Below are 24,828 nucleotides of genomic sequence, written 5' to 3' on the forward strand. Positions count from 1 at the left end.
ATTCCACATCGAACAGAAGGAGTCATGTCATGGCAGGACGTTTGGCCGGCAGAACCGCCGTCGTAACGGGTGGCGCCGCCGGAATCGGCCGCACGATCGCGCAGAAGCTGGCCGAGGAAGGCGCCGACATCGCGGTTGTCGACGTCAACCGCGCGATGGAAACCGAGCTGCTCGTCAAGGCCAATGGCCGACGGTTCTTCAGTGCCGCGGGCGACATCTCCGACCCGGGCTCGGTGAAGGCCTTCGCCGATCGAGTCCATGGTGAGCTGGGCGACGTCGACATCGTCGTGAACAATGCGGCCATCGCCATGGTCCCCGACTTCGAGGACACCTCGTTCGAGCAATGGACGCAGCTGTTCTCGGTCAACGTCAACGGTCCGTTCCTGATCACGAAGGCGTTCCTGGAGGACCTGAAGAAGTCGGCACATGGCCGAGTGATCAACATGTCCTCGTCCAGCTACTGGGAGGCCCCGGCGAGGTTCGTCGGCTATGTCTCCACCAAGGGCGCCATCAACGGCTTCACCCACGCATTGGCGACGGACCTGGCCAGGTACGACGTGACGGTCAACGCCCTGGCCCCGAGCGTCGTCCGTACTCCCACGACTCTGCGCGAACTCCCGGAGGAGGCCTTCGCGATGTATGTGCAGATGCAGAACCTGAAACGAGAGCAGACCCCCGAGGACGTCGCCAACCTCGTCACTTTCCTCGCCTCGGACGACGCCTCGTTCATCACCGGCCAGGTCCACCTCGTCGACGGTGGCCTGCGGCGTCACTGACACCGCCTGGCTGTCCCGACCGTCCCGCGGCGCCGCCGGGCAGGATGCGATCGTTTCCGCCCTCGGCCGGAGCACATCCATCCGCGCCGAGAAACTCTTCGGCAGAGCCACATCGGCAGTCGTCGCCGCAGCCAACGAGATCGGCGTCTCCCGGCTGATCTGGCTGTCATCGTTCGGCGTCGGCGAAACCTTCATCTGGTCGAGTACGGCGCAGAAGCCGGCGTACAGCACGTCCCTGCGGTCCATCTACGCCGACAACAAGATGTCCGAAGAGGAGATCCGCTCCAGCGGGCTGGACTGGACCGTGGTCTACCCGACCCAGCTGAGCAACGGCCCGCCAAGAGCACGTTCCAGGCCGCCGACTGACATCAGCCGGATCAGGACGCCCAGTCACACGGGCCCCTTCTCGGACGGCGAGATGGTCGCCAAGTGCAGGCTTGGCGGAAGCGGACCAGTTCAGGCGAGGTGGAATGTACCTCGCGCGAAGTCGTAGCTGAGGGTGATGAAGTGCCAGATCGTGTCGCATTCGGCCTCGTCCCGCGGGCCGTAGATCATGACGATGACGGGTGGATATCCGAGTCCTACGATCGGGTGCAGTTCGGCCCAGCCCTGACGGATGGCTTCAGCCGCCGTTTCCTCGGGCAGGGTCAGATGCAGGCTGCCGTCGCCCGGGCCGTGCAGGTGTGCGAATTCGGTTCCGCCGGTCGGGACGAAGGCGGTCTGGGGTCCATGAGCGACCCGTGGATCGAGATGGAGTGCGCGGGTGTCCGGCAGCGATATCCCGCTGGGCCCAGGGCTGACGTCCGGTAAGCCGATCATGCGGGCCCAGAGTGTTTCCTGGAGTGCGATCGGCGCGATCTGGTCGAGTTGCTGGTGCGGGGTGCGCGGGAAGGTGTGTGGGCGTTCACCGGGCCGCTGGGCAATGGTGGATGGCATGGCTGTTCCTCGGAGAGATGGTGGGTCAGTCAGGTGCCGCACGCTGAGGCCGCTGCGCGATCCGGCCCGAACGGACGTCACCGGATCGCGGCGGCTGGACCCCCTATCCGGCCACGCCGATCTGGGTCATGACGTCCTGGTCGTCCCAGAGGACGTACTCGGTCAGCATCTGTTCGTTCTGCCACCGAGCGATGGTGGTGAAGAACGTCATGAACGACTTGTTGGTGGGTTCGATCACCGTGCCGTCAGGGAGTGTCATCGGCCGAGTGAACGTTCCGCTCATCCTCCCGATGGCAACTGTCCACTCGCCCTGGCCGAACTGGATGTCGTAGGGATCGTTGTGGACGCGCAAGTCGGGGAAAATGGCGATGATGGCTTCCATGTCGGCTCGGTGCGGGGCACGGCCGACGGTGGTGGGCCGGCCGATGTAGTTCACGACGACATCCTCGTGGTGACCGTGGTCGAGGAAGTCGTCGTAGTCGCGGCGGTTGAACGCGTCGTCGGCACCCTTCATCAGGCGGAGCAGGTGGGCGACCGACTCGGTCGGCTCGCCGGTGCCGGTGCCGCGATCGAAGCCCTGGACGTCTGTCACGGACGGAGTTGGATCGGTGTTCTGCGGGTGTTCGGTGGTGCTCATCGTCGGGCCAACCTTCTGTTCGATTCGGTTCCTATTGGGCAGTTGCTACCCATTGGAGACTCACTTACTGTTGGTGAGTGTGATTCCACGGTAGAAACGGAGCGTTTGACGTGCAAGAACGCACTTCTTCGACAGCCACTCACCTGCGAGTGAGTGCCGACCGGCCGGTGACGCCGTCATCCGAAGACCCGCGCTGTGCGGTTCGTGTCGTCCTCGACCGGATCGCGGACAAGTGGACCGCGCTGGTCATCGCGCTCCTCGCCGACGGCGACCTCGGTTACATGCGACTACGCCGTGCCGCCACCGGCATCTCCGACAAGATGCTTGCCCAGACGCTGCAGGGCCTGGAGCGAGACGGCCTGGTGACCCGCACCGTGCACACGTCCAGGCCGATCCGCGTCACCTATGCACTGACCCCGCTGGGCCACACACTCGTCCCCGCGCTGGCCGCGCTCGTGGACTGGACACTGCAATATGGTCCCGAACTCGTCGCCAACCAGACTGCGTACGACGCGCGCCTCAGTGGCTGAAACCGCCGCAGGGACTCACCCGCGGCGCCGACACGCGGGGCGCGCTCGATCCGCTGCCGTGCAACGTGCGAACCAGGGCCGCCGCACTGGCCGAACCGGAGCCACGCCCGACCCGGTATCACTCGATGAACACCATTCAGTCGGTTCTGCGTTGGTCGACCGCGGCGCTGAGAAGGGTGGTGAGTTCTGTGGTGATGTGGTCGAGCGGCTTGGTGCTGCGCTGGGCGCGGCACATCGCGACGGCGCCCTCGGCGGCAGCGACGACCAGGGTGGCGAGGCGTTCGGCACGACTCCGGGCGACGCCGTGATGTCGCAGGGATTCGGCGAGTTGGGATGACCAGGTGGTGAATGCCGTGCCGGCGGCGGTGACTGCGGCAGGGCGTTCCTCGCCGACGGGCGTTTCCTCGATCGACACCGCCAGGACCGGGCACCCGGCCTGATAGTCGGTGCTGGTGATGACCTCGCGCCAGAGGGCGAGGAAGGCCCGGAGTCCTTCGACCGGCCCGATGCGCAGTTTCGCCGCAAGGATGCCCGCGACCGTGTCGCCGGCGTAACGGACCGCCTCGGCGGCGAGTTCATGCTTGCCCCCGGGGAAGTAGTGGTAGGTCGAGCCGAGCGGGGCGCCGGAGTGTTTGGCGACCTCACGGATGCTGGTGGCGTTGAGACCACGCCGGCGGATCATGTCGGCCGCACCGGCGACCAGTTGCTGGCGTGCGGATTGTTCCGTCATGCACACTCCTTGGCTATAACGCTCGTTATAGGATAACTTCTGTTGCGATTATAACGATCGTTATAGGAGTCGCTGTGCCCATGATCGAACTGACGGTTCCGTCCGGCGTGCTGACGGACGCAGGGCGGACCGGTGTACTGCGTGAGCTCGCCGCCGTCCTCCTGCGATGGGAGGGAGCCCCGGACTCGGACTTCTTCCGAGCTCAGGCGTGGAGTTACCTGCACGAGGTGCCGGTAGGGGCGCAGATCACCGCCGCGGACGAGGCACCGCGGTTTCGGGTCGACGTCACGGTTCCGCAGGGTGCGCTATCGGAGCGGCGCAAGGCCGGCCTGGTCGAGGACGTGACTGCGATCGTCCTGAAGACGGCTGGATTGACCGAGCACGACAACCTGCGGGTGTGGGTGCTGATCCACGAGCAGGCCGACGGAAGTTGGGGCGCCGGCGGCCGCATCGTTCGGTACGCCGACCTGGTCAAGCTTGCTGAGGGAACGGCGGCCGCGGATGCGTGAGCTGACCTATGTGGCTCGGCGGACGGTCGAGTGGCGGGAGGTGCCAGATCCTGTCCTGCACTCGGACGGTGACGCGATCGTCGCGCCGGTTGCGGCAACCCCGTGTGACGTCGACTCGGCGATTCTCGCCGGGCGTGGCCCGATCCCGCCACCGTTCGCCATCGGGCACGAGTGCGTCGCGCGGGTGTTCAACGTCGGTGACGCGGTCAGCCACGTGACGCCCGGTGATCTGGTGGTCGTGCCGTGGGCGGTCTCCTGCGGTGATTGCGCGCGGTGCCGCTCGGGCCTGCCGACACATTGCACGTCAGTGCCGCCCATGGCGATGTTCGGCGCCCCGATTGGTGGAGCCTGGGGTGGCCTGTTCTCCGATCTGGTCCGGGTTCCGTGGGCCGACGCGATGCTGGTGCCTTTGCCTGCGGGGCTGGATCCGGTCGCGATGGCGTCGGCCAGCGACAACTGGCCGCTGGCGTGGCGGCTGGTCGCGCCGCACGTGAAGGCGCGTCCAGAGGCGCGTGTGCTGGTCATCGCCGGCGGCAGCATCGGCCTGTACGTCTGCGACATAGCCCGTGCACTCGGCGCGGCCGACGTACTGTACGTCGATCCGGATCCGGCTCACCGCGCGATCGCGGAGACCTTTGGCGCCCGCACCGCCGACGCCATCGAGCCGATCCACCACGGCTTCGACCTCGCCGTGGAGGCCACCGGCCGGGTGGACCAACTCGCTGTCGCGCTGCGCTCGCTGGCGCCGGAAGGCTTCTGCGAAAGCGCCGGGAACCACTTCCGCCCTGCCGAGCTACCGCTGCTGGAGATGTACCTGACCGGCGTGACGATGCGCATCGCCCGGGACAACGTGCGCACCCACCTCCCGGATGCACTCGACCTCGCCGGATCCGGCCGCGTCGACCCAGGGCGGGTGGTCTCCCACGTGTTCGATTTGGAACAGTTGCCCGACGTACTGCCGGAGCGGCACCTCAAGCCGGTGTTCGTCCGCGACGACGGCCGGAGTGCTGGATGACGGTTCGCGAGCTGCGGTTCGTACGCACCGGGAAGCTCGCCTGGCACGAGCGCCCCGAGCCGGAGCTACTCGAACCGGGCGACGCACTCGTCCGCCCATTCCTCGCCGGACGCTGTGACGGCGACACCCTGCCCATCCACCGCCCGGTGTCCCGCGCCCTGCAGGCCGGCATGGCCCTGCGCCTGGTCGACCCGGTCGTCGGAACCATCTGCGGCCCGGTGCCGTTTCGCGGACCGTTCGCCATCGGTCACGAATGCGTGGCCGAGATCGTCGCACTCGGCCCAGAGGTGACGACCCTGCGGATCGGGCAACGCGTCATCGTGCCGTGGGCGGTGTCGTGCGGCAGTTGCCCGCGATGCCGGCGCGGACTGACCGCAAAGTGCACCACAACCAGCGCTGGCGCCACGCTCGCCGCCTACGGATTCGGTGCAGCGTGCGGCCCTTGGGGCGGCATGATCACCGACATCTTCCGCGTTCCGTACGCGGAACACATGCTCGTCCCCGTACCGCCAGGTGTCCCATCGGCCCGAGCAGCCGCGGCGAGCGACAACCTCGCCGACGCGTGGCGCGCCGTCGTACCCGGCCTCGCAACCCGCCCCGCTGGCAGGGTTCTCGTCCTCGGCGGCGGCGCCCACAGCATCGGCCTCTATGCAGCTGGGCTCGCCGCCGCGCACGACGGCATCGTCGACTACCTCGACGACGACCCCGAACGCCGCTCGATCGCCGAGTCGCTCGGTGCCCGGGCACATCACAGCCGCCGGTCACTCACCGGATACGACGTCGTCGTCGAAGCCACGTCCCGCCCCGCAGGCCTCCGTCGTGCCGTCAGATCCCTCGGGCCCGGCGGCGTGGCTACCGCAGTCGGCTACTACCTGTCCACCGGAACCCGCGTGCCACTGATGCGCATGTACGCCACGGACGCCACCCTTCGCGTCGGCGTCTCCCACACCCGTACCGTCCTGCCTCAACTCCTCGCGTTCCTCGACCGCACCGGCTTCCCAGCCGAACGCGTCACCACCCTCACCGCGCCCTGGAACGACGCCCCCGAGGCCTACACGTCCAAGGCGACCAAACTCGTCCTCCGGCGCGACCCCGTCACGCCAGAGCTCGCGTCGTGATCAACCTCCACCACACCCACCTCATGGCCAGCGACATCGACGCCACCATCACGTTCTGGCGCGACGCCTTCGACGCCGAAGTCATTTACGACACCGACTTCGCCGGAGCTCGCATCGTCTTCCTCCGCATCGGCACCGGACGCATCCACGTCTACGACCAGCCACCCAAAGCGTCGGCCAAGGCACCGTCCACCACATCGGCATCCAAACCGACCAACTCGAGCAGCTCGTTCAACGCCTGCTGAAACTCGGCGTGTCAGTCACCGACATCAGCCGGCACCCGACCGCCGGCTACGCCATGGCCCAAGGCCCCGGCGAACTCCTCCTCGAAATCTTCCAACCCAACCCGCACGCCATCCCACCCGAACTCCACGACTGCTTCAACGGAGGCAATCCATGACCGTCATCACCGTCAACACAGCCAAAGACCGGCTGAGTCTCGAGCAGCGCCGCAGGTTGGCCGAGACCCTGACCGACGCCGTGCTCGTACCTGAGGTCGGCCAATACGCGCCAGCCGCACGACCCGGGTTCCAAGTGCACTTCGTGGAACGCGAACCCGACATGATGGCCATCGGCGGCCGCCTGCTCACCGACACCCAACCGCAACCCGACGTCATGCTCATCGACGTAGCTGTCATGGACGCAGACTGGCGCCAAGACGTCCGCACCGAGGTCATCGAACGGATCCTCGCCGCGATGGCCGACACCTGCGGACTCCCGAAGCCGTCACCGGCCTGGTGGGTCAACTTCCGGGTCATCGATGAAGGAAGCTGGGGTGCGAGCGGCAGCGTCCTCTCCATCCTCTCGCTCCTCGGCACCGGCGTATTCACAGACGAAAAGACCAAGGCAATCCACACAGCAATGGGCGTCTGAGCCCAGTCCGATCAGACCCATTGGCGCAAAACCGACGTTCTCAGTCGCCAGGCACGGTCGCCCGCGATCGAGGTGTGCGCGCCGCCGGAGGCGGCCGATAGGGCTGTCGCCGCAGAGCGGTGTCCTTGGGCGGTGTCTCGTAGTCACAGCTCAGCCGCCGACCACGGCCGCCGGTGATCTGGGTGCGCGCCGCCGGAGGTGGCCAATGGGACAGCCGCCGCGGAGCGGTGTCCTTTGGCGGTCTCGCGTACTTGCACCTATCTGGTTGGCGGGTGGCTCCGAAGGGATTGCGTCAGTTCTGTTGATGGGAGGAAGAGCATGAGTGACGCGACCCGGCGGGGGTTCTTGGTGTTTGCGGGTGCGGGAACCGCGGCGGCTGCGGTGGGGGCGGTGGCTGGAGCGAAGGTGCTGACGGGGACCAGCGCGGAAGGTGGCGTGCAGCAGTTGACTGCGGCGGACTTGGCGGGAGCCGAGTCGTTCGTGGTGCACGTGAAGGACGTCAGGTCGGGACGGATGGCGATCATGGTCGGGGAACGCGAAGTACTGGTGACCGATCGCGAGCTGGCCGGGCGGCTGGCCGGCGTGACGACGAAGTGATCGGGAGGAATTGTCATGTCTTCGCATCGTGAGGCACCGGAGATCTCGAAGGACCCGGTCGCCGACAACACCGACACCTACGCGTTCGTCAGCCCGGACCAGCCGGACACCGTGACGATCATCGCCAACTTCATCCCGTTCCAGCTCCCGTACGGCGGACCGAACTTCTACGAGTTCGGCGACGACGTGCTGTACCAGATCCACATCTCCAACCGCGGCACCGGCAAGGCCGACATCAGCTACCAGTTCCGCTTCGACGCCCGGATCCGGAACAAGAAGACGTTCCTGTACAACACCGGCCCGATCACCTCGCTGCGGGACTCGAACTGGAACCGGCCGCAGTTCTACTCGGTCACCCGGGTCGAGAACGGCAAGTCCCGGATCCTCGCCCGCGACCTGGCCGCTCCGCCGGTCAACGTCGGAGTCCGCAGCACGCCGAACTACGCCCGACTGGCCGCCAAGGCGGTCCACACGATCGGCCGCAACCGCAAGGTGTTCGCAGGCCAGCGAGCCGACGCGTTCTACGCCGACCTGGGCAGCATCTTCGATCTGGGCACGCTCCGCCCGTTCCAGATGGCGCACCTCATCCCGTCCGCTGCCGCAGTAGGTGTGAACGGGCTGCAGGGCTCCAACGTGCACACCATCGCGTTGCAGGTCCCGATCACGGACCTGACCCGGGACGGTCGCCGGCCGACCGACGTACTCGATGCGAAGTCCGTCATCGGGATCTACGCCAGCGCGAGCCGCCGGCAGTCCGCGATCATCGACGGCGAACGCGGCACCCGGATGTGGCACGGCCCCTACAAGCAGGTGTCGCGCCTGGCCAACCCGCTGTTCAACGAGGTGATCGTGCCGATGGCCGACAAGGACCGGTGGAACAGCCGGCCGCCGTCGGAGGACAAACGGTTCGCCAAGTACGTCGCCAGGCCCGAGCTCGGCGCATTGCTGCCGGTGCTCTACCCCGGCGTGTTCCCGAACCTGGCCGCCTACAACAAGGACCGCGCCGACCTCGCCGCGATCCTGCTGACCGGCATCCCGAAGGGCGTCGTCCCCGGCTTCCAGAACTTCACCGGTCCGGTCCAGGCCGACCTGCTGCGGCTGAACGTGGCCGTGCCGCCGTCCTCGTCGCCGAATCCGCTGGGTCTGGTGGCCGGTGACGCGGCCGGATTCCCCAACGGGCGCAGGCTGATCGACGATGTCGTCACGGTCGAACTGCGCGCGGTCGCCGGACTCACGATCCCGCTGGTCGACAAGTCGTACAAACCCGATGGAGCGGCCTCGGCGATCAAAGACGGTACGTCGAACACGAACCCGCCGCTGCTGGACCGGTTCCCGTACCTCGGCACCCCCGCGGGCGGCTACCAGTCCACGCCCGGCACGCCGGCCGCGTCATGACCGGCAACAACGCGGTGGAGAATCCCCATGCCGGCCAGGGTTCCTCGGTGCTGCTGGACATCGGCGGCGAGTACGGCGCTCTCGTCATCGACCTGCCGGCCGACCTCGAGGACGAGGAGATCGAGCTCCGCCCATCCGGAGGAGGTACGACGCACCACGAGAACGGGCACGACCATGGGCACGGACCCGGACATGGGCACGGACATGGACACGGACATGGGCACGGACATGGGCACGGACATGGACACGGGCATGGGCACGGACATGGACACGGGCATGGGCACGGAAATCACCTGCCGCACGTGGCGGTCGTGCCGCGGCCGGTAGCGGACGGAACGCTCGTGTACTCGGCCGTCTTCGACGCAGTCCCGGCCGGCACCTACGAGCTGTACGTCCGCCCACACGGCCCGGTCCAACTGACCGTCGACGTCCACGGCGGCCAGGTCACCGAGGCGACCTGGCCGTAACCCCCGAAACCAGCGTGCCCGCTGCCGAGAGATTGGCGGCAGCGGGCACGCTGTTCCAGTTCTACTTCGCGATGGTGTAGCGAATCGTGTCGTTGCGCAGGACCTCGCCCGACACCTTGACGATCCGCAAGGTGTGCGCGCCGTTCTTCGCCGAGGTGGTGAAGACCTGCTGCGCCGTGACCCGCGCATCGTTGTGCAGGTTCACCCTCTGAACGAGCTTGCCATCCAGGTAGACGTCGGCCTCGCCCTGATCCGGACCAAGCGCCGTGATCCACTGAACCCCGTTGCCCTGGAAGGCGAACTCGACCGCGGCGCCGTTCGCCGTTGCGAAGTGCACGTCGTCGCGGTAGTCACCACGGAACCTGAAGTCCAGCGCCGAACTGCCGACCGGCTGGGTCGCCAGGTACGCCGCCTTGATCGTCACGACGTTCCCGTCGACCGTGTAGTCGGTGCCCTTGACGAGATCCTGACCCGCCTTCGAGATCCCGGCCAACTCGCCCGGGTCGCGTCCGATCTGGACGCTGACGTCGGCCGGAGCGTTCTTGTCGAAGGTCGCGGTGTCCGGGTTCAGCAGGCTCTGCTGCCGGACGTTCAGCTTGTCCAGCAGCATGAACTGGCCGGACTTCTTCACGCCGCGGATCGTGTGCGTTCCGTTCGGCAGGTCCGAGATGCTGTACACGACCTGCTGCGCGCCGCGCCCGTCCGCCTGATAGGTACTCACGGTCTCCTTCAGCTGACCGTCGATGTAGATCTCGACGTCGCCCTGCGAGTTGTGCTTCTCGGTCACGTAGTCGACGCCGGTCCCGACGAAGCTGTACGAGAACGAGTCGCCGTTGGTCTCGGTGTACTGCACGTCGTCCTGATAGTCGCCGAGCCCGCGACCGGTGCTCCGGCTCCACGAGCCGGTGTAGACAATCTGCGAGTTGTCGTTGTTCAGCTCGATCGTCCGGGTGCCGATGTCACTGGTCGTCGCGGACGACTTCGCCGACGAGTCGGTCATCGCGACGGTCAACGGCTCGGACACCGCCGGCACCTCGCGGTTGGCGTTGCGCTGCCAGGCACCGTGGTACGTCACCCGCAGGTCGTCGTCGTTGACCTTGATCCCCGAGTTCTTCTGCGGTGTCACCTTCAGCAGGCGTACGCCGTGAACCGGAACATCCTTCGCAGTGAAGCCGGACGCGAACTGCCCCAGATCCTTGTGTGCCCACAGGTCCCGCACCTGCGCGGCGCCGTCCAGACCGAGATCCGCCCAGTTCACCGTCATGTCCGCGTCGGTCTGCCCGAGGTTGAACAAGGCAACGGTGTAGGTGTTGTCGGCGTTGAGCGAGAACCAGACCTGCCGGTTCGTCTTCGTCGACAGCGGCTGCGCCGGACGCCCGGCCTGGTTGACCGCGATCACCTCACGGTTCGTCAGCAGCTCGAGGCCGTACGAGTCGAGGTTCGTCATGTCGTTCCCGATGAACATCGGCGCCGCCGAGACCGCCCAGAGCGTTGCCGCCGTACGGCGTTCGTCGCGCGTCAGACCGTCCATCTGGCCGTTGCCGACGTTCAGGGAATCGAGGTCGTTCCAGCCACCGGGTCCGGCGTGCCGCCACCAGTCGGCAAGCTTCGGGAACAGCCGCGCGACGTTCTGCCAGGTGGTCAGCGCCTGCCCCGGGCAGTAGCACTCGACGTCCCAGTCGATCCGCCAGCCGTTCGCGTACTGCTTCCAGTAGTCGGCGTAGTTGATGTCGAGTGCCCAGGACAGCTCGAGCCAGATGCCGTGCTTGGCAAGGGCCTGCGACCACGCCTTCACGTCGTCACGGGCGTCCAGCGACAGGTCGCTGATCCCGGAGCCCGGCGTCACACTGTCGAACTTCAGGAAGTCGATACCCCAGGCGCCGTACAGGTCGGCGATCGAGTCGATGTACTTCTGCGCACAGGGCTTCGAGAAGTCGATCTTGAACCCGATCCCCCAGTAGTCCGCCTTCGTCAGCGGCTGGACGGGCAGGTCCCCGGTCCGGCACTCCGGGGCGCCGTACACGGGCAGGTTCGCGTCGATGAGTGACTTGCTGATGCCGGGGATGCCATACAGCCCGATCTTCTGGCCGTTGCCGTGGATGTGGTCGATCACGGCCTGCAGACCGTCCGGGTAGAGCGTGGTGCTCGGCACCGGGCGTCCGTACCCGTCGACGTCACCGTTCCAGCCGGCGTCGATGTTGATGTAGTCGTACCCGTACGGCTGCAGCTTCTCGTGCATCGCGTCGGACTGAGCCTTCAGCCGGTCCGCGGAGATCCAGCTCTGCCCGTTCCCCGAGTACACCTGCATGCTGTAACTACTCCAGCCCATGTAGGGCTTCAGCGCCTTCTCCCCCGCCGGCCCACCGGTGGCGCTCACCGTGGCGGTCGTCTCGCGCGGCACGGGTACGGCGGACGACGTCGCAGTCAAGCCGGCCGGAAGCAACCCGGCGACGGCAAGACCCACGAGCACACGCCGCAGTCCCCTGTTCCGTACGGATCTGGTCATGAGCGGTGACCTCTCTGATGTTCTGACCCTCGATCCGAAACCCGGATCCGATAGGATATTGGAACCTTTACTTAACCATGTCAAGATTCTGCCCCATCTACTTCAACCCACCGCCCCAACGTGCACGCGGCGCAGGTCAGTTCGCCGAGTTGTGGATTGCGGTTGCGGATCTGCTCGCCCGAGAACCGAAATCGACGACTCGGCGGCAACAGCCCTTGTCACCAGGAAGTCCGGGAGGGGTGTTGGCCACGCGTCGGAGGAGGAGCGCAGGAACGGATTCGTGCGCGGCGGATGGGCCTTGGGGAAGGGTGACGACGAGACCCACGCGTTCATCAAGCAGACCTACCAGCGCGCCGACGCGTTCCTGCTCGGCCGGCGGACCTACGAGGTGTTCGCCGAATCGTGGGGGACCTTGACCGAACAGGACGTCCCTGGCTGGGAGCCCGTCATGCGGGCGTTGAACGCACAGCCCAAGTACGTCGCATCGACCACACTCACCGATCCCGAGTGGTCCGGCACTACCGTCCTGTCCGGCGACCTCGCGACCGCCATCGCGGACCTGAAGGCCAAACCGGGAGGTGAGCTGCAAGTACATGGCAGCGGCGCCTTGACCCAGTGGTTGCTGGCGAACGACCTGGTCGACGAGATGACGCTGCTCGTCGTACCCGTGATTCTCGGCCAGGGCGCGCGGCTGTTCCCGCAGAACGGTCCGGACCTCGCGCTCGACCTGGTCGAGTCGCGCGTCGACTCGAAGGGCGTGACGATCCAGGTGTACCGGCCGGCCGGGCGCCCGCAGTACGCAGCGGCTTGAAGTCCCTGACCGCTACCACACAGTTTTGACACCACAGGAGATGATCCTCAGATGAAGTACCTGGTTTCCGTAATCGACGACAAGAGCAACCCCGGCAGCACGGACCGGCAGCCTGCGATCAGCGAGTTCAACGAACGACTCATCGCCGAGGGCTACTGGGTCTTCGCGGGCGGACTCGCAGACACCTCCGCGGCCACGGTCATCGACAACCGGGGCGAGCAGCCGGTCGTCAGCGACGGACCCTTCGTGGAGTCGAAGGAGTACCTCGCCGGCGTCTGGGTGTGGGAGGCCCCCGACCTGGACGTCGCCCTCAAACTCGCCACCGAGGCCTCAAAGGTCTGCGACCGCAAAATCGAGATACGCCCCTTCCAGTGAGCGCCGTTGAGGAGACGACCACCCGGGCTCACCACGACAAGTAGCCCCGGGCGGTCGCCGCCCTTCCCGCCCACCGTTCGATCCGCCGACCAGGACCACTCACGTGCACAGTCGGCGCGCCGCCGCAGGCGGCCAAAGATCAACCGCCGCGCAGCGGTGTCCTTTGTCAGCCGCCGGAGATGCCTATTTCGGCTTCGGCTAGGTCGGTGGTTAGGCCGTCGGTGTCGTCCAGCCAGCCCTGGGGTAGGACGACGTGGTCGCGGGGGCTGCCCTGGCGGCCGCGAGGGGCACCAAGTTCGGCGACTGGGAAGGGGACGGTGGGGTCCAACTGGGCGAGTAGGTCGTCGAGTTGGGATAGAGACTCGACCATGCCCAGGGTTGCGCGGAGTTCGCCACCGGCCGGGAAACCCTTGAGATACCAGGGGACGTGCTTGCGGAAGTCGCGCAGTCCGCGCTGCTCCCCCATCAGGTCCGCCAGCAACTCGCCATGCCGGCGCATCACGCGCGCGACCTCGCCGAGTGTCGGCAGGTTCAGCGCCTCACCACCAGCGAAGGCAACCGCGAGATCGCGGAACAACCACGGTCGGCCGAGACACCCGCGGCCGACGATCACGCCGGCGCAGCCCGTCTCCGCGACCATCCGCAGCGCGTCGCCCGCCTCCCAGATGTCCCCGTTGCCGAGCACCGGGATGCTGACGTGCCGCACGAGCTCTGCGATCGTGCTCCAGTCCGCCTGACCTGAGTACGCCTGCGCCGCCGTCCGCCCATGCAGCCCGATCGCCGCAGCCCCGGACTCCTCCGCGATCCGCCCGGCGTCGAGGTACGTCTGGTGCGCGTGGTCGATCCCGATCCGCGTCTTCATCGTGACGGGCACGCCGTACGGCGTCGCCGCATGCACAGCCGACTGCAGGATCGCCCCGAGCAGGTTGCGCTTCCACGGCAGCGCCGCGCCGCCGCCCTTGCGCGTCACCTTCGGGACCGGGCAGCCGAAGTTCAGGTCGATGTGCGCGACACCGTACTGGTCGCACAGGATCTGTACGGCGCGGCCGATGTAGACCGGGTCCACGCCGTACAACTGGACCGACCGGACCGTCTCGCGGTCGTCGAACGTCAGCATGTCCAGCGACTTCTGGTCGCCTTCGACGATGCCGCGCGACGTGATCATCTCGCAGACGTACAACCCGGCGCCCTGCTCGGCGCAGAGTCGCCGGTACGCCGCGTTCGTGATGCCGGCCATCGGCGCCAGCACCACGGGCGTGTCGATCGTGAGGTTGCCCAGCTTCAGCATGGTCAGGCTTTCGCCACCAGGACCTGCCCGTTGCCGGAGACCTGGGCCTTGTACGGCGCGACCGCGTTCGCCGTCGTGGTGACGTCACACGCGATCGGCTCACCGGAATGCTTGACCACGGCAACATCATCCATCGTGCAGGTCACCTTGGCCGCGCCGGGTGCGCTGCGCAGCACCGCGTCCACGACCTTCGGCTTGACGATCGCGACCGACTCGGAGGTGAACTTGTACGACGCGGAGTACGTCTTCGCGTCGACGACCAACGTGCCGGTGTACGGCTTCCCGGCGTACGTGACCGTGCAGGTCAGCTCGTGCTTGCCGGGCTGCTCGGCGTCCGCGATCCCCGGGCACTTCACCGTGGTGGCAGCGGCCTTGCCGGCCGCGATCTGCGCCTGCTTGGCGATCGCGAACTCGATCCGCTCAGCCAGCGGGGCGTCGTTCGCCGGCGCTCCAGTGACCTTCGGCGTCGGCCACGGCTTCGACGGGGTCGGCAGCGGCGTCAGCGACGGTGTCGAGGCAGTCGGGATCGGCGCGTTCGAGCTCCCCGGCGCGGACGGCGCCGGGGTGTTGCTCGCCGCCGGCTCGTCGTCCGAGCAAGCGGTGAGCCCGAACACCGCGACCGCGGACACGCCGAACACGGCCAGCCCGAAGCGCACGTTGTGACCCGACAGGAACCGCATCGTCAGCAACCGACCAGGTGCTGGGCGAGGTAGCCGGTGACCTCGGTGAGCGCGACGCGCTCCTGCTTCATCGAGTCGCGTTCGCGAATCGTCACTGCCTGGTCGTCGAGGGTGTCGAAGTCGACCGTGATGCAGTACGGCGTCCCGATCTCGTCCTGGCGGCGGTAGCGGCGGCCGATCGCGCCGGCGTCGTCGAAGTCGACGTTCCAGTTCTTCCGCAGCTCCTGCGCGAGCTCCTTGGCCTTCGGCGACAGGTCCGCGTTGCGGGACAGCGGCAGCACGGCTGCCTTGACCGGGGCGAGCCGCGGGTCGAACCGCAGCACGGTCCGCTTGTCCACGCCGCCCTTGGCGTTCGGCGCCTCGTCCTCGGTGTACGCGTCGAGCAGGAACGCGAGCACGTTGCGGGTCAGGCCGGCCGCGGGCTCGATCACGTACGGCGTCCAGCGCTCGCCCTTCTCCTGGTCGAAGTAGGACAGGTCGGCGCCGGAGTGCTTGGAGTGGGTCGACAGGTCGAAGTCGGTCCGGTTCGCGATGCCCTCGAGCTCGTCGAACTCCTTGCCGCCGAAGTTGAACCGGTACTCGATGTCGACGGTGCGCTTGGAGTAGTGGCTGAGCTTTTCCTGCGGGTGCTCGTAGTAGCGCAGGTTCTCCGGGTTCAGGCCGAGGTCGAGGTACCAGTCCCAGCGGGTCTTCAGCCAGTACTCGTGCCACTCCTCGTCCGAGCCCGGCGCGACGAAGAACTCCATCTCCATCTGCTCGAACTCGCGGGTCCGGAAGATGAAGTTGCCCGGGGTGATCTCGTTGCGGAAGCTCTTGCCGACCTGGGCGATGCCGAACGGCGGCTTCTTCCGGGCGGTGCCCATCACGTTCGCGAAATTCACGAAGATGCCCTGCGCGGTCTCCGGGCGCAGGTAGTGCAGGCCTTCCTCGGACTCGACCGGGCCGAGGTAGGTCTTCAGCAGGCCGTTGAACATCCGCGGCTCGGTGAACGTGCCCTTGTTCCCGCAGTTCGGGCAGGCGATCTCCGCGAGCTTGACGTCCTCGGGATCCTTGTTCTTACGCCGGGCGAAGTCCTCGCGCAGGTGGTCGTCGCGGAACCGCTTGTGACAGGACTGGCACTCGGTCAGCGGGTCGACGAACTCGGACAGGTGCCCGGACGCCTCCCACACCTTCGTCGGCAGGATCACCGAGGAGTCCAGGCCGACGACGTCGTCACGGCTGGTCACCATCGCCCGCCACCACTGGGTCCGGACGTTGTTCTTCAGCTCGACGCCCAGCGGTCCGTAGTCCCAGGCCGACTTGGTACCGCCGTAGATCTCGCCGCACGGGTAGACGAAGCCCCTCCGCTTGCTGAGGCTGACGACGGCATCGACGGTTTCCACGGGCACTTTTCGACTCCAGTGACGAACACAGTTGGCAGTACGGAAGGGTCCAGGCTATCGGTCCACCCGGGCCCTCGTCGCATCCGTGCTACGGAAGCAACTCGGCGAGGTCCTCGTACGCGGTGGGCTCGTCGATGGCCTGCGACAGCAGCGGCACCGCGGTCAGCTTCACCTCGTACGGTGACAGCGCGCGACGGTAGTTCCCGATGGAGTCCCACTCGAGGTTGAGCGCGATCAACTCCGGGTCGTCGACATTCCGCCCGGTCTGGGCCGCCACGAACCCCTTCTGCTTCCGCAGTACGTCGACCGCCGCCTCCAACCGCGACGCGAACTCCGCCTGCTCCCCCTCAACCACCCGGAACCTGATCACCACGAACACCCGCCCACCCTAATCACCCTTCACCCCCAACCAAACCACCCGGTGGGTGCAACACAGCCGCATCGGCCGATGGAGGAGTCCCGCGGAGTGCAGGAACAGCCGGGCAGCTGTCGCACAGGTGGGTTAGCGGCCGGTGGTGTGGGTTGGCCAGCCGGTTGGCGCGGGTCGGGTTCGGGGAGGGCGTGGGCCGGGTGGGGTGTGGAAGGTGGGGCGGATGGTTGAGGGGTGGCGAGTGGGTGGGGTGGTGAGGGCGTGTGGTGGGGCGTTGACGAGGGTCAGGGGGCGGGAGGAGGTCAGGGGTTGCTGGCCGGTCCAGGCGTGGGCGATGGCGCGTTTCGTGTCGAGTTCTGCTTGGCGGATTGCCTCGCTGCCGCCGGAGTTGGCTGGGCGGTCGCCGAATCTGTTCAGGCCGGGGTGGCGGTCGGACGGGTGGCGGTCCAGGCGGGCGCCGGTGTGGGCGTAGATGTTGTTGGGGCCGTGGCGGGGTCTCACGGCCAGCAACTCGCGGCGAGGCAGGTCGCCGGACTCAGCTGACGCGATCTCCCGGAAGACCAGGCGGTAGTCGGCTTTTCGCTCGGGATCAGATTGCACGTAACCGACCACGCAGTCCCGCAAGTCGCCCTTCCCAGGCTCGTATCCCAACGCGTGATGCCCGTCGGTAGCACCCGTGCTGAGTTGCTCGATCTGCCGCAGCACCTGCTGTCGCAGGAACACCTGGGTGGGGTCGCGCCGGGCGTCAGCCGCCAGCCGGCGCAGATCGTCGACGAACTTGTGAGTGAGCAGGAGTTCGTAGGTCGGCCGGCCGCTCACGAGTTGCCGGCTTCACGGCGAATCTCCTCCAGGTCCCGGACGGCCTCCGGGCCCATCAACGCGGCGATCTCGTCGACGTTCATCGGGCGGCTGGTGGGGAGGGGTTGGGTGGGGTAGGTGCGGGTGGTGGGGTCGTCGGGGGTGCCGGGTGGGGGGTTGTCGTCGCCTCGGAGGTGGCGGTATTGGGTGGTTGAGAGGAGGACGGCTTCGGGCTCGCCGGCGTCGCCCCAGACGATGGGGTCGAGGGTGTCGGTGCGGGCGGCGGCCACGGCGGCGAGCAGGCGTTCGGCAAGCTGGGCCGGCTCGAGGACCTCTGCGGCGACCGTGAACTTCGACTCGCCGCCGAGGTCTTCGAACTCGTCGTACGTCAGCAGGACCGCCTCGGGCACGCCGGCGCCGAAGCTGAAGGCATGCGTGCGCCCCGCGCGGAAGCGGGCCAGTACGGCGGGCAGGTCGGCGCGGATGTCGTCTACGGAGGGCAAACCGTTCATGCCCCAGAAGATATTGGTTTCCGCGCGAGCAGGTCCGAAGTTATCCACAGGTACGGCGGCCTGGAACAATGGGGAGATGAGTTCGTCGAGCAGTCAGCCGGTGAGTCCGCTGCGGCAGCGGATCACCAAGATCAGTTACCCGTACGTGGCCAAGCTGCACGGGATGCCCAAGCTCACGCTGCCCGCCATCACCCTGGTGCTGGCGCTGGCCGGAGTCTTCGCTCCGGTCGTTGTCGCCGTTCCCGCGCTGATCCTGCTCGCCCTGCTGCTGTCCTGGCTCGGCTTCCTGTCCTGGCCGGTCGTCGGCAACGGCGCCCGCTTCCTGCGGATCTTCTCGATCCTGGTCATCCTCCTCTTCGCGGTCTCCCGCATCGCCGGAGCCTGAGCCAGAGCCTGAGCCCAGCCGAGCACCTGACCAGTCGGCCTAGAGCTGAGCGAGCCCGAGCCCAACGAGGCGATCGCGCAACCACGACAGCTCGCGGGCGATCTTCTTCGCCAGGGCTTCAGGGGTACGCGGCTTGCGCGTCCATGTGTACGTCTCGGACTCGAGGTGATGGGTTAGCGGCTGACCACAACCGACCAGCCGGGTCAGGCAATCCTCCAGTACGGCGTTGGTGCTGCTCAGCGGATCCGGCTGCGAACAGTGCGCCGGCAGGTGAGCATGCATCCGCCAAGCCGCATGCCCCGACAACTGATACGCCAGATCCACATCGTCGACGCCAGGCCCGCACCACTCACGCACCTGACGCAGGTACTTCGGATCGCCGAGGTCGGCCAACCGCCGCCGGGCACCCATGTCGGACGGATCCACGAGCTGCGGAGCCGACGCGAGCTGCGCCTTCACGACGTCCACGCCCGCCCGCCACAACGTCTCGAAAGCATCGGCCGGTTCCTCGAACTGCACGGCCAGGTGACACGTGTCGAACCCCAGTCCGACCCGCGACGCACCGCCGTACGGGCTCGCATAGCGGCTCAGCCAGCCGGCCGCCTGCGGGATCATCTCCAGCACGCAGCCCGGCTCGGGTTCGACCGCGACCCGGATCTTGCGGCCGGTGCGCTGCTCGGTCCGCTCCAGGTGCCACTCGAGCCGCTCGAACGCCTTCTGCGCGGCCGCATCGCGCGACTTCGACCACGGCACCCGCCACGCGAGCGGGATGGTCGAGATCGATCCGTACGACGCGTCCCGCGGCATCAGGACGGCCAGGACGTCGACCAGGTCGAGGGTGTACCGGAGTCGCTCCGGCTCGGTCCAGTCCGGGCAGTACAGCTTGGTCCCGACGACCTTGTCCGTAGGAGCCGAGTGTGCGATCCCGTTGAGCGTGACGACTTCCAGTTGGTTGCGCTTGAGCGCGCGTCGCAGCTTGTTGATCGCGGCCGGCGAGTTGGCCAGCCGGTCGGCCAGCGGGCTCGCGAACCACAGCCCGACTCCGAGCAGCGGTACGCCGAGCTCCTGGCGCACCAGCGACGCACACCCGTCCAGCTCCGCGATCACTCCGTCGAGATCCTCGACCGGATGCACGGTCGAGCTGTAGCCCAGGTGGACGGTCGACCCGTCCCGATGCCGGAACCTCATCCGACCTCCTCACCCCGTCAGGCCACGGAAGGTACGCAGAGGCGGACTTTCCGTGACCTTTATACGCACTGTAAGAGTACGACGACTGGGTGTGAAGGCTTGGATCCCGTTTGTGACAAGGGTTTTAGGCGCCGAGGTGCTCCGGCTCGGTGGTGACCAGGTCGCGCGAACGGTCGGCCACCGCCATTGCCGCCAGAGCGGTCGTCAGCGGTACGGCGGCAATGATGCCGAGGCTCCCCACCAGGCCACGAACCACTTCCATCGCCACCATCTCGGTCGAGATGATGCTCCGACTGGGCAGGTCCTGAATGGCGAAGACGAGCAGCACCGGCAACGCGGCACCGGCGTACGCGAGGACAAGGGTGTTGACCACCGAGGCGACGTGCGTCCGGCCGATCCGGAGCCCGGCGCCGATCAACTCGCGCCGGCTTGCCGACGGATTCGCCGCGGACAACTCCCAGACGGCCGCCGCCTGCGTGACCGTCACGTCGTCGAGCACCCCCAACGCACCGATCACCATGCCGGCGACCAGCAGACCGGTCAGATCGATGTTCGGCGCCAACTGCTGGGCAGCCGACGCCCCCTCGGACGCCAGCCCGCTGAGCTGGCAGAACTTGGTGAAGAACCAGCCCAGCCCGACGGTCATCCCCAGCGCAGCGATCGTGCCGGACAGGGCTATCGAACTCTCCGCGTTGATCCCGTGCGTCAGGTACACCGCGATCGTCATGATGACCGCGCCCCCGACCACCGCGACCAGCAACGGGTTCGAGCCGCTGAGAATCGCGGGCAGGATGAACTGGGTCAGCATCACCGCAGTGACCGCGAGCGCGATCAGCGCCGCGAACCCACGCCAGCGCGACAGCGCCACCACCGCGATCGCGAAGAGCCCGGCCAACAGGAGCAGCGGCATGGTCCGGTCGTGGTCGACGTACACGTAGCGCCCGGCGATCGTCTTGGCGTCGGACTGGACACCGAGCATGACGGACTGGCCGACCTCGACCGGAATCGCGACCTGACCCGTCTTCGGGATCTGGACCGGCGCCAGTTGCCCCTTGTCCGGGCCGCTGGTCAGCTTGACCGTCGCCTCGTCACACTGGTCCTTCGCATCGGCGCACGCCTTGATCGACACGACCTCGCCACGGGCCGTCTCGGTCTGGTACGACGCGACCTTCACACCACTGCCGGGCCACAGCACGATCATCGCGATCACGGCGGCCGCGATCAGCGGGACTAGGACCGCGGCGACCACTATCCGGACGCGGCGCGCGACCACAGCGTCCGAATCCACCACCGAGGTGTCGACCACGTGATCGCCGTGCCCGTGACCATGCCCATGCCCATGACCTGCGGGAATGTCGAGTCTGCGGCTGCGGTTGGCCTTGTGGTCGGCTCGTCTGCGCCCGACGTTACGGCTGGCCATGGTCAACTCCCTGTTTTGACAACCAGTTCCAATTAAATGAAAATGATTGTCATGAGATCTAGTCTTCGTGCTGTCGTCGCCGGCGCCACCGCCCTGGCCGCCGCCCTCACCCTGGCCGGATGCGGCGGCGACTCGCCCGCCGGCTCCGGTGGCGGCAAGCTCGATGTCGTCACTTCGTTCTACCCGCTCGAGTTCATCGCCCGCACAGTGGGGGGCGACGCGGTGAACGTGACGACGCTGACCGCACCCGGTGTCGAGCCGCACGATCTGGAGCTCACCCCCAAGCAGGTCGGCGAGATCGCCGAGGCGAAGCTGGTCGTCTACGAGAAGGGCCTGCAGCCCGCGGTGGACGAGGCGATCGAGCAGAACGCGAAGGACGCCGGGTTCGACATCGCCCCGGCGGCCAAGCTGGAGAACACCGGCGCCGACTTCGAGGAGCACGAGGAAGGCGAGTCGCACGCCGAAGAGGACAGCCCCAGCGCCAAGCCGGCCGCGCACAGCGACGAGCCCCTGGACCCGCACTTCTGGCTGGACCCGGTCCGGTACGCCGGCGTGATCCAGGCGGTCACCGACAAGCTGGTCGAGGCCGACGGCGCCAACGCCGAGGGCTACCAGGCCCGCGCCAAGACGCTGCTCGGCGACGTTGGCAAGCTCGACTCCGAGTTCAAGACCGGCCTGGCGAACTGCGAGCTCAAGACCTTCGTGACGAGTCACCAGGCGTTCGCCTACCTCGCCAAGCGGTACGGTCTGACGATGGTCGGTATCGCCGGGTTCACCCCGGACGCGGAGCCGGCCCCGGCCCGGATCAAGGAGGTCCAGGACATCGTGAAGGCCCAGCACGTGACCACGATCTTCTACGAGGAGCTGGTCAGCCCGAAAGTGGCCGAGACGATCGCCCGGGACGTCGGCGTCAAGACCGCCGTACTGAGCCCGATCGAGGGGCTGTCGGACGCCAACTCGCAGGAGACCTACCTGACCCTGATGCGGGAGAACCTCCAGGAGCTCCGGAAGGCGAACAGCTGCGCGTGACACCTCCACACGACCCGTCGCAAGACGCTGCCAAGGCCGTCCAGGTCGCCGATCTCTCGGTCGACCTGGGCGGTCGCCTGGTGTTGCGGGGCGTCGATCTCCAGATCCGCCAGGGCGAGGTGGTCGCCGTACTCGGCACCAACGGCTCCGGCAAGTCCACGCTGATCCGGACCGTGGTGGGCCTGCTGCCCGCCGCTCGCGGTGAGGTCCGCCTGTTCGGTACTCCGGTGCCGCGCTTCCGGGAGTGGCGACGCGTCGGCTACGTCCCGCAGCGGATCACCGCGGCCGGCGGCGTACCGGCAACTGTGTATGAGGTGGTGTCGTCCGGGCTGCTGTCGAAGCGGCGATTGTTCACGCCTCTGCGCGCGGCGCAGAAGCAGGCGATTGATGAGGCGTTGCAGGTTGTGGACATGGCCGACCGGCGCAAGGATGCGGTCGCCGAGCTGTCCGGTGGGCAGCAGCAGCGGGTGCTGATCGCGCGGGCGCTGGTGTCCGATCCGGAGCTGCTGATCCTCGACGAGCCGACGGCCGGTGTCGATCTGGCCAGCCAGCAGATCTTCGCCGACGCGATCCGGGAGCGGGTCGCCCGCGGCACCACCGTGGTGATGGTCAGCCACGACCTCGGCCCGATGGACGCGCTGATCGACCGTTCCGTCGTGATGCGCCGCGGACGGATCGTGTACGACGGACCGCCGCACGCCTCGCAGACGCATGCACACGTCCACCACTCGCACGGTGGCGACGAACCCGGGTGGCTGTCGTGATGACCATCTTCCAGCTTGAGTTCATGCAGCGGGCGCTGATCGCCGGGCTGCTGACCGGGCTCTCCGCCCCCGCGATCGGGACCTACCTGGTGCAGCGCCGGCTGTCGCTGATGGGTGACGGCATCGGCCACATCGCGATCACCGGTGTCGCGCTGGGCCTGCTCACCGGCAGCGCACCGGTCCTCACTGCGATCATCGTGTCCATTGCCGGTGCCACGGCGATCGAGCTCGTCCGCGCTCGCGGCAAGGCCAGTGGCGATGTCGCGCTGGCGTTGCTCTTCTACGGCGGTATCGCGGGCGGCGTGCTGCTGATAGGCCTTGCTGGACAGGGCGCAGCCACGCTGAACACCTATCTGTTCGGCTCGCTGACCACGGTGTCCCCCACTGATCTGTACGTCGTCGTCGGGCTGGCTGTCGCCGTACTGGTCGTGGCGATCGGTCTAGGACCGCAGTTGTTTGCCGTGTGCCAGGACGAGGAGTTCGCCAGGGTCAGCGGGCTCCGGGTGCAGTTGCTGAACCTACTGATCGCTGTGATGGCCGCTGTCACGGTGACGGTGGCGATGCGGACAGTCGGGTTGCTGCTGGTCAGTGCGCTGATGGTGGTGCCGGTGGCAACTGCGCAGCAGATCACCCGGTCGTTCCGCAGTACGTTCGTCACTGCCTGCGTGATCGGCGTGCTCGCCTGCCTGGCCGGCATTGTCACGTCGTACAACGCGGACGTGGCTCCGGGCGCGACGATCGTCGTACTGGCGCTGGCTGGGTTCGTAGTGGCGGCCACGGTCGGGACTCTGATCCGGCGGCGGCAGGGTCGGAGCGCACCGCTCACCGACGAGGAGCCGGAGATCGGCGTTCCCGAGCCGGAGCCGCATGTGGTGAGCGCTGGGCACCCACACACGCACAACCCGCAGTGCGGCCACAAGAAGGTCGAGCACGGCGACCACGTGGACTACGTGCACGACGGGCACCTGCACGCGGCGCACGGCGACCATTGGGATGAGCACTAGTGCCCCACGGTGGAGATAGTTCGAGTGATTGCGGTGTCCAGGTGCGTGTATCGGGGTGCTGGAGGAGCGTCCTCGATGCGGAGCATCGTGGATGCTTCTCCAGTGCCGCGAGGTGCGTGCCTGGGCGCCGCAAGCGCCGAAGTATCTCCGCCGTGGGGCACTCACTTGTTGACTTCTGAGAGAATTGGCGGGGTTACCGGGGAAATCACGGTGACGGAGTGACAGGAGGAACGGTGGCCATCGGAACACGCTCGACCCGTCAGCGCGCTGCGGTCGCGTCCGCGCTCGACAATCTCGACGACTTCCGGACCGCCCAGGAGATCCACCAGGAGCTCCGGTCCGCGGGTGAGGCCGTCGGCCTGACCACCGTCTACCGCACCCTGCAGGCGCTCGCCGACTCCCGCGAGGTCGACGTACTGCGCACCGCCGACGGCGAGACGGCGTACCGGCGCTGTTCCAAGGGCCACCACCACCACCTGGTCTGCCGCAACTGCGGCCGCACGGTCGAGGTCGAGGGACCGGCCGTGGAGCGCTGGGCGGACAAGGTCGCGGCCGAGCACGGGTACGCCGACATCAGCCACACCTTGGAGATCTTCGGCACCTGCAAGGAATGCCAGAACGCCTAACTCGTGGCTTAGCCTGAATCCGTGGAGCGGTCGCGGGTGAAAGGGGGTCGTGCGGCGGGGTGAACGTAGAAGTGCCTTCTGGGGCAGGAGAATCGGGAGTGTCGAGG

30 protein-coding genes are annotated in these 24,828 nt (G+C 67.3%); 18 read left to right on the forward strand and 12 right to left on the reverse strand.

Going from position 1 to position 24,828, the window contains the following annotated elements; translation table 11 throughout:
• Positions 1-29 precede the first annotated feature (29 nt).
• Positions 30-776: an SDR family NAD(P)-dependent oxidoreductase gene (locus ACIBL3_RS41760; RefSeq protein ID WP_396359545.1), complete on the forward strand. Its 747-nt coding sequence runs from the start codon at positions 30-32 to the stop codon at positions 774-776.
• Positions 757-1,269, forward strand: a complete 513-nt coding sequence (locus ACIBL3_RS41765) for an NAD(P)-dependent oxidoreductase (protein ID WP_396359546.1) — start codon at positions 757-759, stop codon at positions 1,267-1,269. Before ACIBL3_RS41760 ends, ACIBL3_RS41765 begins: the two co-directional genes overlap by 20 nt.
• Here the strand turns inward: ACIBL3_RS41765 and ACIBL3_RS41770 are convergent.
• Together ACIBL3_RS41770 and ACIBL3_RS41775 are read right to left on the reverse strand one after the other, a co-directional pair.
• Positions 1,233-1,712: a luciferase family protein gene (locus tag ACIBL3_RS41770; protein ID WP_396359547.1), complete on the reverse strand. Its 480-nt coding sequence runs from the start codon at positions 1,710-1,712 to the stop codon at positions 1,233-1,235. The two genes, ACIBL3_RS41765 and ACIBL3_RS41770, sit on opposite strands and share 37 nt — an antisense overlap.
• Before the next feature lie 103 nt (positions 1,713-1,815).
• Positions 1,816-2,349 (reverse strand): ester cyclase, encoded by a 534-nt coding sequence (locus ACIBL3_RS41775; protein WP_396359548.1) that lies wholly within the window; start codon positions 2,347-2,349, stop codon positions 1,816-1,818.
• Positions 2,350-2,498: 149 nt separating this feature from the next.
• On the opposite strand from ACIBL3_RS41775, the gene ACIBL3_RS41780 reads away from it, so the two are divergent.
• Complete coding sequence (locus ACIBL3_RS41780) at positions 2,499-2,879, forward strand: winged helix-turn-helix transcriptional regulator (RefSeq protein ID WP_396359549.1); 381 nt, start codon at positions 2,499-2,501, stop codon at positions 2,877-2,879.
• A 136-nt stretch (positions 2,880-3,015) separates the two neighbouring features.
• Here ACIBL3_RS41780 and ACIBL3_RS41785 read toward each other — a convergent pair whose 3' ends face one another.
• Entirely contained in the window at positions 3,016-3,609 is a 594-nt protein-coding gene (locus tag ACIBL3_RS41785; RefSeq protein ID WP_396359550.1) for a TetR/AcrR family transcriptional regulator, read from the reverse strand.
• A gap of 80 nt (positions 3,610-3,689) precedes the next feature.
• Between ACIBL3_RS41785 and ACIBL3_RS41790 the strand changes: the two genes are divergently transcribed.
• From ACIBL3_RS41790 to ACIBL3_RS41825, 8 genes are all read left to right on the forward strand, one after another.
• Entirely contained in the window at positions 3,690-4,118 is a 429-nt protein-coding gene (locus ACIBL3_RS41790; RefSeq protein ID WP_396359551.1) for a 4-oxalocrotonate tautomerase family protein, read from the forward strand.
• On the forward strand, positions 4,111-5,133 hold the full coding sequence (locus ACIBL3_RS41795) for a zinc-binding dehydrogenase (protein ID WP_396359552.1): 1,023 nt from the start codon (positions 4,111-4,113) through the stop codon (positions 5,131-5,133). Before ACIBL3_RS41790 ends, ACIBL3_RS41795 begins: the two co-directional genes overlap by 8 nt.
• Complete coding sequence (locus tag ACIBL3_RS41800; protein ID WP_396359553.1) at positions 5,130-6,251, forward strand: zinc-binding dehydrogenase; 1,122 nt, start codon at positions 5,130-5,132, stop codon at positions 6,249-6,251. The genes ACIBL3_RS41795 and ACIBL3_RS41800 overlap by 4 nt, the downstream gene beginning before the upstream one ends.
• On the forward strand, positions 6,248-6,496 hold the full coding sequence (locus ACIBL3_RS41805; RefSeq protein WP_396359554.1) for a VOC family protein: 249 nt from the start codon (positions 6,248-6,250) through the stop codon (positions 6,494-6,496). The genes ACIBL3_RS41800 and ACIBL3_RS41805 overlap by 4 nt, the downstream gene beginning before the upstream one ends.
• Positions 6,497-6,647: 151 nt before the next feature.
• Positions 6,648-7,124: a 4-oxalocrotonate tautomerase family protein gene (locus ACIBL3_RS41810; RefSeq protein WP_396359555.1), complete on the forward strand. Its 477-nt coding sequence runs from the start codon at positions 6,648-6,650 to the stop codon at positions 7,122-7,124.
• 318 nt (positions 7,125-7,442) lie between these two features.
• Entirely contained in the window at positions 7,443-7,721 is a 279-nt protein-coding gene (locus tag ACIBL3_RS41815; protein ID WP_396359556.1) for a hypothetical protein, read from the forward strand.
• Between the two features lie 15 nt (positions 7,722-7,736).
• Positions 7,737-9,116, forward strand: coding sequence for a DUF4331 domain-containing protein (locus tag ACIBL3_RS41820; protein WP_396359557.1), 1,380 nt, complete (start codon positions 7,737-7,739; stop codon positions 9,114-9,116).
• On the forward strand, positions 9,113-9,583 hold the full coding sequence (locus tag ACIBL3_RS41825; RefSeq protein ID WP_396359558.1) for a hypothetical protein: 471 nt from the start codon (positions 9,113-9,115) through the stop codon (positions 9,581-9,583). The genes ACIBL3_RS41820 and ACIBL3_RS41825 overlap by 4 nt, the downstream gene beginning before the upstream one ends.
• 61 nt (positions 9,584-9,644) lie before the next feature.
• Here the strand turns inward: ACIBL3_RS41825 and ACIBL3_RS41830 are convergent, their stop codons facing one another.
• Complete coding sequence (locus ACIBL3_RS41830) at positions 9,645-12,089, reverse strand: X2-like carbohydrate binding domain-containing protein (RefSeq protein WP_396359559.1); 2,445 nt, start codon at positions 12,087-12,089, stop codon at positions 9,645-9,647.
• 280 nt (positions 12,090-12,369) lie between these two features.
• Here ACIBL3_RS41830 and ACIBL3_RS41835 point away from each other — a divergent pair, with 280 nt between their 5' ends.
• On the forward strand, positions 12,370-12,900 hold the full coding sequence (locus ACIBL3_RS41835; RefSeq protein WP_396359560.1) for a dihydrofolate reductase family protein: 531 nt from the start codon (positions 12,370-12,372) through the stop codon (positions 12,898-12,900).
• Between the two features lie 51 nt (positions 12,901-12,951).
• Positions 12,952-13,275 (forward strand): YciI family protein, encoded by a 324-nt coding sequence (locus ACIBL3_RS41840; RefSeq protein ID WP_396359561.1) that lies wholly within the window; start codon positions 12,952-12,954, stop codon positions 13,273-13,275.
• Between the two features lie 166 nt (positions 13,276-13,441).
• On the opposite strand, the gene dusB is transcribed toward ACIBL3_RS41840, so the two are convergent.
• The 6 genes from dusB to ACIBL3_RS41870 form a co-directional block, all read right to left on the reverse strand.
• On the reverse strand, positions 13,442-14,563 hold the full coding sequence (gene dusB, locus ACIBL3_RS41845; RefSeq protein WP_396359562.1) for a tRNA dihydrouridine synthase DusB: 1,122 nt from the start codon (positions 14,561-14,563) through the stop codon (positions 13,442-13,444).
• A gap of 2 nt (positions 14,564-14,565) precedes the next feature.
• Positions 14,566-15,243 (reverse strand): hypothetical protein, encoded by a 678-nt coding sequence (locus tag ACIBL3_RS41850; protein WP_396359563.1) that lies wholly within the window; start codon positions 15,241-15,243, stop codon positions 14,566-14,568.
• Positions 15,244-15,245: 2 nt separating this feature from the next.
• Positions 15,246-16,631, reverse strand: a complete 1,386-nt coding sequence (locus ACIBL3_RS41855) for a glycine--tRNA ligase (protein ID WP_396359564.1) — start codon at positions 16,629-16,631, stop codon at positions 15,246-15,248.
• A gap of 82 nt (positions 16,632-16,713) precedes the next feature.
• A complete protein-coding gene (locus tag ACIBL3_RS41860; RefSeq protein ID WP_396359565.1) occupies positions 16,714-17,004 on the reverse strand; it encodes an antibiotic biosynthesis monooxygenase family protein in 291 nt (96 codons plus the stop codon).
• A gap of 123 nt (positions 17,005-17,127) precedes the next feature.
• Complete coding sequence (locus tag ACIBL3_RS41865; RefSeq protein ID WP_396359566.1) at positions 17,128-17,814, reverse strand: hypothetical protein; 687 nt, start codon at positions 17,812-17,814, stop codon at positions 17,128-17,130.
• A complete protein-coding gene (locus tag ACIBL3_RS41870) occupies positions 17,811-18,305 on the reverse strand; it encodes a hypothetical protein (RefSeq protein WP_396359567.1) in 495 nt (164 codons plus the stop codon). Before ACIBL3_RS41870 ends, ACIBL3_RS41865 begins: the two co-directional genes overlap by 4 nt.
• A 76-nt stretch (positions 18,306-18,381) precedes the next feature.
• Here ACIBL3_RS41870 and ACIBL3_RS41875 point away from each other — a divergent pair, with 76 nt between their 5' ends.
• Positions 18,382-18,690, forward strand: coding sequence for a DUF6703 family protein (locus ACIBL3_RS41875; RefSeq protein ID WP_396359568.1), 309 nt, complete (start codon positions 18,382-18,384; stop codon positions 18,688-18,690).
• 39 nt (positions 18,691-18,729) lie between these two features.
• On the opposite strand, the gene eboE is transcribed toward ACIBL3_RS41875, so the two are convergent.
• Both eboE and ACIBL3_RS41885 read right to left on the reverse strand, forming a co-directional pair.
• A complete protein-coding gene (gene eboE / locus ACIBL3_RS41880) occupies positions 18,730-19,878 on the reverse strand; it encodes a metabolite traffic protein EboE (protein ID WP_396359569.1) in 1,149 nt (382 codons plus the stop codon).
• A gap of 124 nt (positions 19,879-20,002) precedes the next feature.
• Positions 20,003-21,298, reverse strand: a complete 1,296-nt coding sequence (locus ACIBL3_RS41885) for a YibE/F family protein (RefSeq protein WP_396359570.1) — start codon at positions 21,296-21,298, stop codon at positions 20,003-20,005.
• Between the two features lie 51 nt (positions 21,299-21,349).
• On the opposite strand from ACIBL3_RS41885, the gene ACIBL3_RS41890 reads away from it, so the two are divergent.
• The 4 genes from ACIBL3_RS41890 to ACIBL3_RS41905 all read left to right on the forward strand — a co-directional run bounded on the left by ACIBL3_RS41890 (position 21,350) and on the right by ACIBL3_RS41905 (position 24,721).
• Complete coding sequence (locus ACIBL3_RS41890) at positions 21,350-22,327, forward strand: metal ABC transporter substrate-binding protein (protein WP_396359571.1); 978 nt, start codon at positions 21,350-21,352, stop codon at positions 22,325-22,327.
• Complete coding sequence (locus ACIBL3_RS41895; protein WP_396359572.1) at positions 22,324-23,091, forward strand: metal ABC transporter ATP-binding protein; 768 nt, start codon at positions 22,324-22,326, stop codon at positions 23,089-23,091. The genes ACIBL3_RS41890 and ACIBL3_RS41895 overlap by 4 nt, the downstream gene beginning before the upstream one ends.
• Positions 23,091-24,095, forward strand: coding sequence for a metal ABC transporter permease (locus tag ACIBL3_RS41900; protein WP_396359573.1), 1,005 nt, complete (start codon positions 23,091-23,093; stop codon positions 24,093-24,095). Before ACIBL3_RS41895 ends, ACIBL3_RS41900 begins: the two co-directional genes overlap by 1 nt.
• A 233-nt stretch (positions 24,096-24,328) precedes the next feature.
• A complete protein-coding gene (locus ACIBL3_RS41905) occupies positions 24,329-24,721 on the forward strand; it encodes a Fur family transcriptional regulator (protein ID WP_396359574.1) in 393 nt (130 codons plus the stop codon).
• Positions 24,722-24,828: the final 107 nt, after the last annotated feature.

Origin of the sequence: Kribbella sp. NPDC050124 (assembly GCF_044460355.1) — a bacterium.
Classification (GTDB): Bacteria; Actinomycetota; Actinomycetes; order Propionibacteriales; family Kribbellaceae; genus Kribbella.

What these genes read in the sequence shown, in the direction of transcription:
- ACIBL3_RS41760 (WP_396359545.1), top strand. Translation starts at nt 30, where the DNA reads ATGGCAGGACGTTTGGCCGGCAGAACCGCCGTCGTAACGGGTGGCGCC.
- ACIBL3_RS41770 (WP_396359547.1), bottom strand. Translation starts at nt 1,712, where the DNA reads ATGCCATCCACCATTGCCCAGCGGCCCGGTGAACGCCCACACACCTTC.
- ACIBL3_RS41775 (WP_396359548.1), bottom strand. Translation starts at nt 2,349, where the DNA reads ATGAGCACCACCGAACACCCGCAGAACACCGATCCAACTCCGTCCGTG.
- ACIBL3_RS41785 (WP_396359550.1), bottom strand. Translation starts at nt 3,609, where the DNA reads ATGACGGAACAATCCGCACGCCAGCAACTGGTCGCCGGTGCGGCCGAC.
- ACIBL3_RS41790 (WP_396359551.1), top strand. Translation starts at nt 3,690, where the DNA reads ATGATCGAACTGACGGTTCCGTCCGGCGTGCTGACGGACGCAGGGCGG.
- ACIBL3_RS41795 (WP_396359552.1), top strand. Translation starts at nt 4,111, where the DNA reads ATGCGTGAGCTGACCTATGTGGCTCGGCGGACGGTCGAGTGGCGGGAG.
- ACIBL3_RS41800 (WP_396359553.1), top strand. Translation starts at nt 5,130, where the DNA reads ATGACGGTTCGCGAGCTGCGGTTCGTACGCACCGGGAAGCTCGCCTGG.
- ACIBL3_RS41810 (WP_396359555.1), top strand. Translation starts at nt 6,648, where the DNA reads ATGACCGTCATCACCGTCAACACAGCCAAAGACCGGCTGAGTCTCGAG.
- ACIBL3_RS41815 (WP_396359556.1), top strand. Translation starts at nt 7,443, where the DNA reads ATGAGTGACGCGACCCGGCGGGGGTTCTTGGTGTTTGCGGGTGCGGGA.
- ACIBL3_RS41820 (WP_396359557.1), top strand. Translation starts at nt 7,737, where the DNA reads ATGTCTTCGCATCGTGAGGCACCGGAGATCTCGAAGGACCCGGTCGCC.
- ACIBL3_RS41825 (WP_396359558.1), top strand. Translation starts at nt 9,113, where the DNA reads ATGACCGGCAACAACGCGGTGGAGAATCCCCATGCCGGCCAGGGTTCC.
- ACIBL3_RS41830 (WP_396359559.1), bottom strand. Translation starts at nt 12,089, where the DNA reads ATGACCAGATCCGTACGGAACAGGGGACTGCGGCGTGTGCTCGTGGGT.
- ACIBL3_RS41840 (WP_396359561.1), top strand. Translation starts at nt 12,952, where the DNA reads ATGAAGTACCTGGTTTCCGTAATCGACGACAAGAGCAACCCCGGCAGC.
- dusB (WP_396359562.1), bottom strand. Translation starts at nt 14,563, where the DNA reads ATGCTGAAGCTGGGCAACCTCACGATCGACACGCCCGTGGTGCTGGCG.
- ACIBL3_RS41850 (WP_396359563.1), bottom strand. Translation starts at nt 15,243, where the DNA reads ATGCGGTTCCTGTCGGGTCACAACGTGCGCTTCGGGCTGGCCGTGTTC.
- ACIBL3_RS41870 (WP_396359567.1), bottom strand. Translation starts at nt 18,305, where the DNA reads ATGAACGGTTTGCCCTCCGTAGACGACATCCGCGCCGACCTGCCCGCC.
- ACIBL3_RS41875 (WP_396359568.1), top strand. Translation starts at nt 18,382, where the DNA reads ATGAGTTCGTCGAGCAGTCAGCCGGTGAGTCCGCTGCGGCAGCGGATC.
- eboE (WP_396359569.1), bottom strand. Translation starts at nt 19,878, where the DNA reads ATGAGGTTCCGGCATCGGGACGGGTCGACCGTCCACCTGGGCTACAGC.
- ACIBL3_RS41885 (WP_396359570.1), bottom strand. Translation starts at nt 21,298, where the DNA reads ATGGCCAGCCGTAACGTCGGGCGCAGACGAGCCGACCACAAGGCCAAC.
- ACIBL3_RS41890 (WP_396359571.1), top strand. Translation starts at nt 21,350, where the DNA reads ATGAGATCTAGTCTTCGTGCTGTCGTCGCCGGCGCCACCGCCCTGGCC.
- ACIBL3_RS41900 (WP_396359573.1), top strand. Translation starts at nt 23,091, where the DNA reads ATGACCATCTTCCAGCTTGAGTTCATGCAGCGGGCGCTGATCGCCGGG.